The 11858-nt window shown below is 69.2% G+C and carries 12 protein-coding genes and 1 pseudogene; 12 read left to right on the top strand and 1 reads right to left on the bottom strand.

Translation table 11 applies throughout. The features are described from left to right. From F1599_RS02020 to F1599_RS01975, 10 genes are all read left to right on the top strand, one after another. On the top strand, positions 1-811 hold an 811-nt coding region (locus F1599_RS02020; protein ID WP_317845724.1), incomplete at its 5' end, for a DNA polymerase III subunit gamma/tau C-terminal domain-containing protein. 99 nt (positions 812-910) lie between these two features. Further along, positions 911-1243 (top strand): YbaB/EbfC family nucleoid-associated protein, encoded by a 333-nt coding sequence (locus tag F1599_RS02015; RefSeq protein WP_023263605.1) that lies wholly within the window; start codon positions 911-913, stop codon positions 1241-1243. A 28-nt stretch (positions 1244-1271) separates the two neighbouring features. Then, positions 1272-1886, top strand: a complete 615-nt coding sequence (gene recR / locus F1599_RS02010; RefSeq protein ID WP_149319859.1) for a recombination mediator RecR — start codon at positions 1272-1274, stop codon at positions 1884-1886. A 49-nt stretch (positions 1887-1935) separates the two neighbouring features. Next, positions 1936-2841, top strand: coding sequence for a LysR family transcriptional regulator (locus F1599_RS02005; RefSeq protein ID WP_053822073.1), 906 nt, complete (start codon positions 1936-1938; stop codon positions 2839-2841). A gap of 239 nt (positions 2842-3080) precedes the next feature. Then, on the top strand, positions 3081-4277 hold the full coding sequence (locus F1599_RS02000; RefSeq protein ID WP_149319860.1) for a CaiB/BaiF CoA transferase family protein: 1197 nt from the start codon (positions 3081-3083) through the stop codon (positions 4275-4277). After that, positions 4274-5266, top strand: a complete 993-nt coding sequence (locus tag F1599_RS01995) for a hydroxymethylglutaryl-CoA lyase (RefSeq protein ID WP_190286279.1) — start codon at positions 4274-4276, stop codon at positions 5264-5266. The genes F1599_RS02000 and F1599_RS01995 overlap by 4 nt, the downstream gene beginning before the upstream one ends. A 180-nt stretch (positions 5267-5446) precedes the next feature. Beyond that, on the top strand, positions 5447-6475 hold the full coding sequence (locus tag F1599_RS01990; RefSeq protein ID WP_149319861.1) for a Bug family tripartite tricarboxylate transporter substrate binding protein: 1029 nt from the start codon (positions 5447-5449) through the stop codon (positions 6473-6475). A gap of 179 nt (positions 6476-6654) precedes the next feature. After that, positions 6655-7701, top strand: a complete 1047-nt coding sequence (locus tag F1599_RS01985) for an ABC transporter substrate-binding protein (RefSeq protein ID WP_149319862.1) — start codon at positions 6655-6657, stop codon at positions 7699-7701. A 196-nt stretch (positions 7702-7897) separates the two neighbouring features. After that, complete coding sequence (locus F1599_RS01980; protein WP_150082064.1) at positions 7898-8710, top strand: ABC transporter ATP-binding protein; 813 nt, start codon at positions 7898-7900, stop codon at positions 8708-8710. 113 nt (positions 8711-8823) lie between these two features. Further along, positions 8824-9615 carry an ABC transporter permease gene (locus F1599_RS01975; RefSeq protein WP_149319864.1) on the top strand — a complete coding sequence of 264 codons (792 nt, stop codon included), beginning with the start codon at positions 8824-8826 and terminating at the stop codon, positions 9613-9615. A 60-nt stretch (positions 9616-9675) separates the two neighbouring features. Here the strand turns inward: F1599_RS01975 and F1599_RS01970 are convergent, their stop codons facing one another. Beyond that, positions 9676-10650 carry an NADPH:quinone oxidoreductase family protein gene (locus F1599_RS01970; protein ID WP_149319865.1) on the bottom strand — a complete coding sequence of 325 codons (975 nt, stop codon included), beginning with the start codon at positions 10648-10650 and terminating at the stop codon, positions 9676-9678. Positions 10651-10915: 265 nt separating this feature from the next. Between F1599_RS01970 and surE the strand changes: the two genes are divergently transcribed. Further along, positions 10916-11668 (top strand): 5'/3'-nucleotidase SurE, encoded by a 753-nt coding sequence (gene surE, locus F1599_RS01965; protein ID WP_150082062.1) that lies wholly within the window; start codon positions 10916-10918, stop codon positions 11666-11668. 45 nt (positions 11669-11713) lie between these two features. Then, positions 11714-11858 (top strand): annotated as a pseudogene (locus tag F1599_RS01960) (protein-L-isoaspartate(D-aspartate) O-methyltransferase); the annotation flags it as partial.

Raw genomic sequence — 11858 nt, 5'->3', positions numbered from 1 at the left:
CGCCGCGCCGACGCAATCGCTGCGCCCGGCCGCGCCGCAACGCCGGCCGGAGCCGCCGCGTCCCTCGGCTGCACCGCAGGCTCCGGCTCAATCTCAAGCCCGATCGCAAGGTCCAGCCCAAGCCCCGGCGCAGGCGGCACCGTCCGCGAGCGCGTCCGCCGAGCCCCCGCCATGGGAACTGGCCGGCGGCAGCGACGTACCGCCGTGGGAGGAGCTGCCGCCCGACCTGCCGCTGATCGGCCCGTACGACAGCGAACCCGAGCCGCAGCGTGCCGCGCCGCTGCGCCGCCCCGAGCCGCCGCGCACGGCCATGCCCGTGTCCTCCGTGCCCGCCGCGTCCGATGCGGCCGCATCGGACGAAGCCTTCGCCGCGAGCCCGAGCAAGACCCCGCCGCCCGCCGCGCCGCTGCCGCCCGACGACGGCACGCCCGCGATCTTCAGCGGCGACTGGCCCGCGCTGGCCGCCAGCCTGCCGCTGAAGGGCCTGGCCCAGCAGCTCGCCTATCAGAGCGAACTGGCGCGCGTGCAGGGCCGCACCTTCGTGCTGCGCGCGCCCGTCGCCGCGATCGCCGAAGGCAACGCGGTCGAGCGCCTGGCGCAGGCGCTGTCGGACCATTTCGGCGAAGCGGTGCGCGTGCACTGCGAGGTCGGCGCGGTCAGCGAGACCGCCGCGGCGGCCGATGCGCAGGCGCGCGCCGAGCGCCAGCGCGCGGCGGAGGCGGCGATCGAGAACGATCCTTTCGTGCAGGGCCTGTTGCGGGAGTTCGGCGGCCAGATCGTGCCGGGCTCGATCCAGCCGCGCGCGCTCTGACGACGGCACGCTGCCCATACGCACGATCGAAGCCGCGCGGCGTACCGACCCAAGCAATCCCCCGAATCCACCGAATCCATCGATATCAGGAGAAGCATCATGATGAAGGGCCAACTCGCAGGGCTGATGAAGCAAGCCCAGCAGATGCAGGAAAACATGAAGAAGATGCAGGAGCAGCTCGCCCTGATCGAGGTCGAGGGCCAGTCGGGCGCCGGCCTGGTCAAGGTGGTGATGACCTGCAAGAACGACGTCAAGCGCGTGACCATCGATCCGAGCCTGCTCGCGGAAGGCGAGGACAAGGAGCTGCTGGAAGACCTGGTCGCCGCGGCCTTCAACGACGCGGTGCGCAAGGCCGAAGCCACCACGCAGGAGAAGATGGGTTCGATGACCTCGGGCCTGCCGCTGCCCCCGGGCTTCAAGCTGCCGTTCTGAGTGCCGGCTTGCCGAACGCGGACTCACGATGAAGGCATCCACTCCCACCTCGCTGCAGGCGCTGGTCGAGGCACTGAAGGTGCTGCCCGGCGTCGGCCCGAAGTCGGCGCAGCGGATCGCCTATCACCTGCTGCAGCATGACCGCGAGGGCGCGCGCCGGCTCGGCGACGCGCTGCGCGGCGCAGCGGATGGCGTGCGCCACTGCGCGCGCTGCAACACCTTCACCGAGGCCGAGGTCTGCGAGACCTGCCTGGACCCGCGCCGCGATGCCTCGCTGCTGTGCGTGGTCGAGACGCCGGCCGACCAGGTGATGATCGAGCAGACGCTGACCTATCGCGGCCAGTATTTCGTGCTGATGGGCCGGCTGTCGCCGCTGGACGGCGTCGGTCCGCGCGAGATCCATCTGGACCGGCTGCTGGCGCGCGCCACCGATCCCGCGCTGGGCGGCCCGGTGGCCGAGGTCATCGTGGCCACCAATTTCACCAGCGAGGGCGAGGCCACCGCGCACTATATCGGCGAGATGCTGAAGGCGCGCGGGCTCAAGGTCTCGCGGCTGGCGCGCGGCGTGCCGGTCGGCGGCGAGCTCGAATACGTCGACGCCGGCACCATCGCGCGCGCGGTGATGGACCGCCGCACGCTGTGAAGCGCGGCGCCGTATCGCTTCGCATCGACCGGCATGGTCTGATCGCCCGATGAACCTGGCCCGCTTCGATCTGGTCACGCTGGGACTGTTCGTCGCCGTCGCGCGGCAGGGCAGCATCTCGGCCGGCGCGCGCCAGTCGCATCTGGCCGTCGCCGCGGCCAGCAAACGGATCTCCGATCTCGAGGCCGCCGTGGGCGCGCCGCTGTTCTTCCGCCATGCGGCCGGCGTGCAGCTGACCGAGGCGGGGCAGGCGTGCTTCCATCACGCGCTGACCGTGCTGCAGGACGTCGAGCGCATGGCGGGCGTGATGTCCGACTATGCGTCGGGCGTGCGCGGGCAGGTGCGCGTCTGCGCCAACACCTCGGCGATCACGCAGTTCCTGCCGGACGACCTGGCCGGCTTCATGCGGCTGCATCCGACCATCCGCATCGAGCTGGAAGAGCAGAACAGCGGCGATATCGTCGCGGCGCTGGTCGAGAACCGTGCCGACGTCGGCATCTTTGCCGACCGCACGCCCAGCGCGGGCCTGGTCACCGTCGAATACCGCCAGGACGAACTGGTGCTGGTCACGCCGCCGGGGCATCCGCTGTCGCAGCGCGGCCCGGTGCGCTACGCCGATACCCTCGAATACGACTTCGTCAGCCTGCCGCAGGTGACCTCGCTGGCCGCGCGCCTGCTCGAGGAGAGCAGCCGGCTGGAGCGGCCGTTCCGGCTGCGCATCCAGGTGCGCAGCTTCGATGCGATGTGCCGCATGGTGATGGCCGGCCTCGGCGTCGGCGTGCTGCCGCGCATCGCCGCCGAGCCGCACGTCAAGTCGATGGGCCTGTCGCTGGTCAAGCTGCAGGACGCCTGGGCGCAGCGCTCGCTGCTGATCGGCATGCGCGACCCCGCCGCGCTGACGGTGTCGGCCCGGCTCCTGATCACCCATCTGTGCGGCGATCGCGCGCCGTTCTGAGCCCCGGGCTCCGGCCGACCGTCTCCGCGTCATCTACCGCGTCATCTCCCGCGTCATCTCCCTCCGGCTTTCGCGTTCGGTGAAAGCCCGCTTCACCGATTGACGCCTTCCGCGCCCGCCGGGGCTGCGGCACACTGCGGCCAAATTCGATCGCACGGTCCGGCGTCCGCCGCAAGGGAGCGCCACCGACCGACCGCCAGACGGCGATCGCCACACACCGATCCCCGGAGACAATCCGCATGCCGCGACAGATTCTGGATGGCATCCGCGTGCTCGAACTCGGGCAGCTGATCGCCGGCCCCTTCGCCGCCAAGACGCTGGCCGATTTCGGCGCCCACGTGATCAAGGTCGAACCGCCCGGACAGGGCGATCCGCTGCGCAAATGGCGCATGCTGTATCAGGACACCTCGGTCTGGTGGGAGGCGCAGTCGCGCAACAAGGAATCGATCTGCATCGACCTGCGCAGCGCTGACGGGCAGGCGCTGGTGCGCAAGCTGGCCGCCGAGGCCGACGTGCTGATCGAGAACTTCCGCCCGGGCACGATGGAGAAGTGGGGCCTGGGCTGGGACGTACTGCACGCCGCCAATCCGAAGCTGATCATGCTGCGTGTATCGGGCTACGGCCAGACCGGGCCGAAGCGCGACGAGCCCGGCTTTGCCGCGGTCGCGGAGGCGATGAGCGGGCTGCGCCATCTGACCGGCGAGCCGGGCCGCCCGCCGGTGCGCGCGGGCCTGTCGCTGGGCGACACCATCGCCGGCTTGCATGGCGCGCTGGGCGTGCTGCTGGCGCTGTACGAGCGCGATGCGCGCGGCGGCACCGGCCAGGTCATCGACGTGGCGCTGTACGAGGCGCTGTTCAACCTGAGCGAGAGCCTGCTGCCCGAGTATTCGGCCTTCGGCGCGGTGCGCCAGCCGGCCGGCGGCGCGCTGCCCGGCATTGCGCCGTCCAACGCCTATCCGTGCGCCAGCGGCGAATACGTGCTGGTGGCCGCCAACGGCGATGCCATCTTCAAGCGGCTGATGCAGGCGATCGGCCGCGCCGACCTCGCCGACGATCCGGCGCTGGCGCGCAACGACGGCCGCGTGGCACGAGTGGAGGAACTCGACGCCGCGATCGCCGCGTGGACCCGCACGCAGGATATCGACAGCGCGCTGGCCGTGCTGCGCGAGGCCCAGGTGCCGTCCGGCCGCATCTACACGGTCAAGGATATCGCCGAGGATCCGCATTACCGCGCTCGCGGCGTGATCGAGCAGGTCACCGCGGCCAGCGGCCTGACCGTCGAGGTGCCGGGCATCGTGCCGAAGCTGTCGGGCAGTCCCGGCGCGATCCACGATCGCGCGCCGACGCTGGGCGAGCACACCGACGCGGTGCTGGCGCAGGCCGGCTTCGATGCCGCGACCATCGCCGACCTGCGCGCACGCGGGGTGGTGGCATGAACACGACCGCATCCAACGTGCATTCGACGACAAACTTCCCGCTGCGCGGCCCGGCCCGCATCGAGATCAACGAGGTCGCGCCGCGCGACGGCCTGCAGATCGAACCGGTGGTGGTGCCGACCGATGCCAAGGTCGCGCTGCTGGAGGCGCTGTCGGCCTGCGGCTTCGCCCGCATCGAGGCGACCTCGTTCACCTCCGCCAAGGCGATCCCCGCGCTGGCCGACGCCGAGGCGGTGATGCACCGCATGCGCCGTGCCGAGGGCGTGCGCTACACGGTGCTGGTGCCGAACCTGCGCGGGCTCGAGCGCGCGCTGTCGTGCCGGCCCGACGAGGTCAATCTGGTGATGTCGGCCAGCGAGACGCACAACCGCGCCAATCTGCGCATGACGCGCGCGCAATCGCAGGCGCAGCTGCTGGCGATGATCGAGGTCGCGCGCGCGGCCGGCGTGCCGGTCAATATCTCGCTGTCGACGGTATTCGGCTGCCCGTTCGAGGGCGAGGTCGCGATCGACGCGGTGATGGCGCTGGCGCGCAGCTTCGCCGAGGCCGGCGCGGACGGCATCACGCTGTGCGATACCACCGGCATGGCCTATCCGACCCAGGTGCGCGCGGTGTGCGAGACCTTCCGGCGCGAACTGCCGGCGACCGGCCTGACCATCCATCTGCACAACACCCGCGGCATGGGGCTGGCCAATGCGCTGGCTGCCTGGGAGACCGGCGTGTCGCGCTTCGATGCGGCGGCCGGCGGGCTGGGCGGCTGCCCCTATGCGCCCGGTGCCAGCGGCAACGTCGCCACCGAGGAACTCGTGCACATGTTCGCGTCGATGGGCGTGGACACTGGCGTCGACCTGCAGCGCCTGCTCGGCATCATCGGCGAGCTGCCCACCGTGGTCGAGCGCGAGGTCTGCAGCCAGCTGCTGCGCGCCGGTCCGCGGCTGCGCACGCATCAGCCGCCGGCCTGGCTGGCCGAGCATTTCGCGGCGCAGTAAGGCCCGATAACGGCAAGCCCAGGGCACAGCACGCACAGCACGCACAGCACGCATAACACGCACAACACGCACAACACGCACAACACGCACAACCCCATCAGCAAGCCCGCGGACCTCGTCCGCACCTACGAATCACAACCCACAACCCGAACAACAACATCGATTCCTGGAGGAGACAGCATGTCGATCCGTACGTCCCAACCGTTTCATTCCCTCGATGCGGCCAGGCCTGGCCGCCGTCGTCTGCTTGCCGCGGCCGTCGCTGCCGCCGCGGCCTGCCTGAGCGCCGGCGCGCAGGCGCAGGATGGCGCCTATCCGAACCGCCCGGTCACGCTGATCGTGTCCGCGGCGCCGGGCGGCACCACCGACCTCGCCGCGCGCATGATTTCCGAGCCGCTGGCCAAGGCGCTCGGCCAGCCGGTGGTGGTCGAGAACCGCCCCGGCGGCGCCGGCGGCATCGCCGCGCAACTGGTGGCGCGCGCCAAGCCCGACGGCTACACGCTGCTGGTGCAGTACTCTGGCTTCCACGTGATCACGCCGCTGCTGATGAAGGGCCTGTCGTGGGATCCGGTCAAGGATTTCGCGCCGGTCGCCAACCTGCTGTCCGCGCCGCAGGTGCTGGTGGTGCGCCCGAGCCTGCCGGTCAAGTCGCTGGCGGAACTGGTGGCCTATGCCAAGGCCAATCCGAACAAGCTGAACTACGCCTCGTCGGGCAACGGCTCGCTGCAGCATGTGTCCACCGAGCTGCTGAACCAAATGGCCGGCATCCGCATCACGCACGTGCCGTACAAGGGCACCGGTCCGGCGATGACCGACCTGCTGGGCGGCTCGGTCGACCTGACCATCACCACGCCGCCGCCGCTGATTCCGCATATCCAGGCGGGCAAGCTGCGCCCGCTGGTGGTCACCAGCAAGAATCGCCTGCCCAGCCTGAAGGACGTGCCGTCCGCGCCCGAGGCGGGCTACGCCGATCTCGACGTGTCGTCGTGGTTCGCGATGTACGCGCCGGCCGGCACGCCCAAGCCGGTGGTCGACAAGCTGACCGGCGAGATCGACAAGATCATGAAGACCGAGGCCTTCCGCAAGAAGGCCGAGGAGCTGGGCGCCGAGGCGAAGTACATGAACCCGACGCAGCTGGGCCAGTACCAGCGCGCCGAGCTGACGCGCTGGGGCAAGGTCATCCAGTCGGCCAATATCCAGGCGGAATGATGCGCTGGTCCTCCCCGCGCTAGGTAGTGTTCCCGATTGGGGCGACCCGCCGGCCTCGGATAGCATCGCACGGAGCCGCGCGGCGGCCCCGGCATGCCGTCAGGCCGTCCGGCGGGTCGCTTCGGCGTCGTGCGTGGCGTCATCACACCGCGCGGGAACACAATAAGCAGGAGACACAGATGTACAACCGCAAATTCTGGAAACAGGTGCTGATCGCGCTGGTGCTGTTCCTGGCCGGCTGGTTCACCTTCGGCGGCTTCGCGCATGCGCAGGGCAAGCCGGAGAAGGCCAAGGTCACGATCGCGGTCGGCGGCAAGAACCTGTTCTACTACCTGCCGCTGACGATCGCAGAGCGCCAGGGCTACTTCAAGGACGAAGGGCTCGACGTCGAGATCGTCGACTTCGCCGGCGGCGCCAAGGCGCTGCAGGCCGTGGTCGGCGGCAGCGCCGACGTGGTTTCGGGCGCCTACGAGCACACCATCAACCTGCAGGCCAAGGGCCAGAACTACCGCGAGTTCGTGCTGCAGGGCCGCGCGCCGCAAATCGTGCTGGTGACTTCCAACAAGACGATGCCGGACTTCAAGTCGGTCGCCGACCTGAAGGGCAAGAAGATCGGCGTCACCGCGCCCGGTTCGTCGACCAACATGATGGCCAACTTCGTGCTGGCCAAGGCCGGGCTGAAGCCGTCGGACGTGTCCTTCATCGGCGTGGGCGCCAGCAACGGCGCCGTGGCGGCGATGCGCTCGGGCCAGATCGACGCGATGGCGAACCTGGACCCGGTGATCTCGATGCTGACGCAGAAGAACGAGGTGCGCGTGGTGGCCGATACCCGCACGCTGAAGGACACGCAGGCGGTGTTCGGCGGCAACATGCCGTCGGGCTGCCTCTATGCGTCGGCCTCGTTCATCGAGCAGAACCCCAACACCACGCAGGCGCTGACCAATGCGATGGTGCGCGCGCTGAAGTGGCTGCAGAAGGCGGGCCCGTCGGACATCGTCAAGACGGTGCCGGAGAGCTATCTGCTGGGCGACCGCGCGCTGTATCTGTCGGCGTGGGAAAAGGTCAAGGAAGCGATCTCGCCGGACGGCATGATGCCGGCCGACGGCCCGCGCACGGCGCTGGCGACGCTGCAGCAGTTCGATCCGGCGCTCAAGGGCAAGGCGATCAAGCTGGACCAGACCTTCACCAACAGCTTCGTGCAGAAGGCCAACGCCAAGTACAAGTAAGCCGCACCGCGGCGCGCATCGGCGGCCGCGGCAAGCCTGGCCCGCTGCCTGCAGCGGGCCTTTGCTTTCGCGGGGCCGGCCTTGTATCAGACAAAGGGCGCCGCCGCGTCATCGACGCCCGGTCATCGTCGATCCGTCATCGAACACCACGCCGCCGCCGGCCCGGCCGACGCGCGGCGCAAGCACAGCGAAACGCATGAGCATTCCGGCCCTTTCCCTCGACAACGTCACCTGTACCTTCATCTCGCGCGAGGACCGCAGCCAGCGCTACACCGCCGTCAAGGACGTCTCGCTGGCGATCGCGCCCGGCGAGTTCGTCTCGGTGGTCGGGCCGACCGGTTGCGGCAAGTCGACCTTGCTCAATGTCGGCGCGGGCCTGCTGGCGCCGTCGTCCGGCCAGGTGCGCGTGTTCGGCGAGCCGCTGACGGGCATCAATGCGCGTGCCGGCTACATGTTCCAGACCGAGGCGCTGATGCCCTGGCGCAGTGCGCTGGACAACGTGATCGCGGGCCTCGAATTTCGCGGCGTGCCGCGCGCGCAGGCGGTGGCGGAAGGGGAGGAATGGCTGCGCCGCGTCGGCCTGGGCGGCTTCGGCGACCGCTATCCGCATCAGCTGTCGGGCGGCATGCGCAAGCGCGTCGCGCTGGCGCAGACGCTGGTGCTCGACCCGGACATCATCCTGATGGACGAACCGTTCTCCGCGCTGGACGTGCAGACGCGCCAGCTGATGGAAAACGAGGTGCTGGAGCTGTGGGCCGCCAAGCGCAAGGCGGTGCTGTTCATCACGCACGACCTGGACGAGGCGATCGCGATGAGCGATCGCGTGGTGGTGCTGTCGGCGGGACCCGCCACGCATCCGATCGGCGAATTCGACATCGATCTGCCGCGGCCGCGCGACGTGGCCGAGATCCGCAACCATCTGCGCTTCGTCGAACTGCACGCGGCGATCTGGGACGTGTTGCGCGAGGAAGTGCTCAAGGGCTATGCGCAGCAGCGCAAGGTTGCCTGAGGCGGACCTCACCAACCCGCACCAGCCCGCACTGGCCCGCACCAGTCCGCACCCAGTCCGCACCAGTCCGCACTGATACCGACGATCCTGGAACTCACAAGCAAAAACGATCCATGGCATTCCGTACCGATTCCCCCAGCATGCTGCGCGTCTGGCAGCTGCTCGTCCTCGTGGTCATTCTCGGCGCCTGGCACCTGGCCACGCGCTCGCAACAGGTGGCGTTCTTCTTCGGCGAGCCGTGGCTGGTGGCGCAGCGCGTTTGGAGCTGGTTCTTCGTCGAGCGCGACATCTACCTGCACCTGGGCGTGACGCTGCTCGAGACGGTGCTGGCCTTCGGCATCGGCACCGTCGCCGGCCTGGGCGTGGGCCTGTGGCTGGCGCTGAGCCCGGTCGCCTCGGCCATTCTCGACCCATATATCAAGGCGATGAACTCGATGCCGCGCGTGATCCTGGCGCCGATCTTCGCGGTGTGGTTCGGGCTCGGGATCTGGTCCAAGGTCGCGCTGGCGGTGACGCTGGTGTTCTTCATCGTCTTCTTCAACGTCTACCAGGGCGTCAAGGAAGTCAGCCCCGTGGTGCTGGCCAACGCGCGCATGCTGGGCGCGAACCGGCAGCAGCTGCTGCGCCATGTCTATCTGCCGAGCGCGACCAGCTGGGTGTTCTCGTCGCTGCATACCTCGGTGGGCCTGGCCTTCGTCGGCGCGGTCGTCGGCGAATACCTGGGCTCGGCGCGCGGCGTCGGCTACCTGATCCTGCAGGCGGAGGGGACCTTCGACATCAACACGGTGTTCGCGGGCATCGTGGTGCTGACCGCGTTCGCGCTGGTGCTGGACTGGATGGTGGGGGTGGTGGAGCGCCGGCTGATGAAGTGGCAGCCGAAGAGCGGGGAGACGGAGAAGCTGTAGGAGGGATTTTTCCCTCTCCCGTGCGCGGGAGAGGGATGGTCCTGGGGATTCGGCGGGACCTTAGGGCGTGATCACGATCTTGCCGGTGACCTTGCGCGCCTCCATGTCCTTGAGCGCCTGCGGGGCCTGTTCCAGCGGATAGCGCGCCGAGATGTGCGGGCGGATCTTGCCTTCCTTCATCCAGCCCAGCATCTGCGCCATGTTGGCCTGGTTCGCGCGCGGCTCGCGGCGCGTGAATTCGCCCCAGAACACGCCGACCAGCGAGGCGCCCTTGAGCAGCGCCAGGTTCAGCGGCATCTTGGGAATCTCGCCGTTGGCGAAGCCCACCACCAGATAGCGGCCGCGCCAGCCGATCGAGCGGAATGCGGGTTCCGCATAGATGCCGCCGACCGGGTCATAGATGACGTCCGGACCCTTGCCGTCGGTCAGCGCCTTGATGCGCTCGCGCAGGTCCTCGGTGCTGTAGTTGATCAGCGCGTCGGCGCCATGTTCCTTGCAGACAGCCAGCTTCTCGTCGGTCGACGCGGCCGCGATCACGCGCGCGCCGATCGCCTTGCCGATCTCGATCGCGGCCAGGCCGACGCCGCCGGCCGCGCCTAGCACCAGCATGGTCTCGCCCGCCTTCAGTTCGCCACGATCGACCACCGCGTGGTGCGAGGTGCCATAGGTCAGCGTGAAGGCGGCGGCGGTCTCGAAATCGATGCCGGGCGGCATCGGCACGACCGCGGCGGCGGGCGCCTTGGCCTGCGTCGCGAAGGCGCCGTTGCCCAGATAGGCGATCACCTTGTCGCCGGGCTTGACGTGGCTGACGCCTTCGCCGACCGAGTTCACGATGCCGGCCAGTTCCGATCCCGGCGAGAAGGGCAGCTGCGGCTTGGCCTGGTACTTGTTCTGGATGATCAGCACGTCCGGGAAATTGACGCCGGCGGCCTTGACGTCGATCACCACTTCGCCGGGACCGGCGACCAGGTCGGGCAGGGTTTCGAGCACCAGCGAATCGGGCGGGCCCCAGGCTTTGCACAGTACGGCTTTCATCGTGTCTCCATTGAATGTCTTGATGCCTCGATCTGGACCGCGCGGCCACGCGGCCCGGGCTAGTGTAGCGCAGAAATAGTACGGTCGTTCAGTTCGGCGGGGCCGGTGGCGGTCGCAGTGATGGTCACGGTGGTGATCACGGTGGTGGCTGCGGTATTGGCCTCGGCGTTGGCGGGGGCTGTGGCTCCGATTTAGGTGCAAATCGCTCGGCGAAGCGGCCCCGCGACGCGACGCCATCGCAATCGCCTCGGGTACAATCGCGGCCATGCACATCCTTCTCGCCAACGACGACGGTTACCTCGCGCCGGGACTTGCCATGCTGCATGCCGCGCTGGCGCCGCTGGGCCGTATCACCGTGATCGCCCCCGAGCAGAATCATAGCGGCGCATCGAATTCGCTGACGCTGCAGCGCCCGCTGACGGTGTTCGAGGCGCGCGAGGGCGTGCAGAAGGGATTTCGCTTCGTCAATGGCACCCCGACCGACTGCGTACATATCGCGCTGACCGGCCTGCTCGACGAAAAGCCGGACCTGGTGGTGTCGGGCATCAACCAGGGCCAGAACATGGGCGAGGACGTGCTGTACTCCGGCACCGTCGCCGCCGCGATCGAGGGTTTTCTGCTCGGCATCCCGTCGATCGCCTTCTCGCAGGTCGACAAGGGCTGGGAACATCTGGACGCCGCGGCCCGCATCGCGCGCAGCATCGTCGAGCGCGCCATCGCGACACCGCCGCGCGAACCGTTCCTGCTCAACGTCAATATCCCCAACCTGCCGTACGAACATATCCGCGGGCTGCGCGCCACGCGGCTGGGCAAGCGCCATCCTTCGCAGCCGGTGATCTCGCAGGTCAATCCGCGCGGCGAGACCAACTACTGGATCGGCCCGGCCGGCGATGCGCTCGATGCCAGCGAAGGCACCGATTTCCACGCGACCGCGGAGGGCTTCGTTTCGCTGACGCCGCTGCAGCTGGATCTGACCCACCGCGCCCAGCTCGACGCGCTGCGGCAATGGCTCGCATGAGGCCAGCCGCGTGCCGGCCGCAGGGACCCTGGGCGCGTTGAGGCCATGAGTTCGAGCCCGCGCCGTCCGAAGTTTCCGCTGACGCTCGACTCGGTGGTCGAGCGCAAGCCCGCGCCCGCGCGGACCGCCGGCCTGCCGGCGATCGTCGGCAAGCGCGCGGCCACGCCGGCCCCGGCGCCGACGCCGGCGC

This window comes from Cupriavidus cauae (assembly GCF_008632125.1).
GTDB lineage: Bacteria > Pseudomonadota > Gammaproteobacteria > Burkholderiales > Burkholderiaceae > Cupriavidus > Cupriavidus cauae.
This window is presented reverse-complemented; position numbering and strand designations above follow the sequence as displayed.

Bases quoted from the DNA above. Each gene is read 5' to 3' on its own strand.
- F1599_RS01980 (WP_150082064.1), top strand. From the start codon at position 7,898: ATGAGCATTCCGGCCCTTTCCCTCGACAACGTCACCTGTACCTTCATC.
- F1599_RS01985 (WP_149319862.1), top strand. From the start codon at position 6,655: ATGTACAACCGCAAATTCTGGAAACAGGTGCTGATCGCGCTGGTGCTG.
- F1599_RS01970 (WP_149319865.1), bottom strand. From the start codon at position 10,650: ATGAAAGCCGTACTGTGCAAAGCCTGGGGCCCGCCCGATTCGCTGGTG.
- F1599_RS02005 (WP_053822073.1), top strand. From the start codon at position 1,936: ATGAACCTGGCCCGCTTCGATCTGGTCACGCTGGGACTGTTCGTCGCC.
- F1599_RS02000 (WP_149319860.1), top strand. From the start codon at position 3,081: ATGCCGCGACAGATTCTGGATGGCATCCGCGTGCTCGAACTCGGGCAG.
- F1599_RS01975 (WP_149319864.1), top strand. From the start codon at position 8,824: ATGGCATTCCGTACCGATTCCCCCAGCATGCTGCGCGTCTGGCAGCTG.
- surE (WP_150082062.1), top strand. From the start codon at position 10,916: ATGCACATCCTTCTCGCCAACGACGACGGTTACCTCGCGCCGGGACTT.
- recR (WP_149319859.1), top strand. From the start codon at position 1,272: ATGAAGGCATCCACTCCCACCTCGCTGCAGGCGCTGGTCGAGGCACTG.
- F1599_RS01990 (WP_149319861.1), top strand. From the start codon at position 5,447: ATGTCGATCCGTACGTCCCAACCGTTTCATTCCCTCGATGCGGCCAGG.
- F1599_RS02015 (WP_023263605.1), top strand. From the start codon at position 911: ATGATGAAGGGCCAACTCGCAGGGCTGATGAAGCAAGCCCAGCAGATG.
- F1599_RS01995 (WP_190286279.1), top strand. From the start codon at position 4,274: ATGAACACGACCGCATCCAACGTGCATTCGACGACAAACTTCCCGCTG.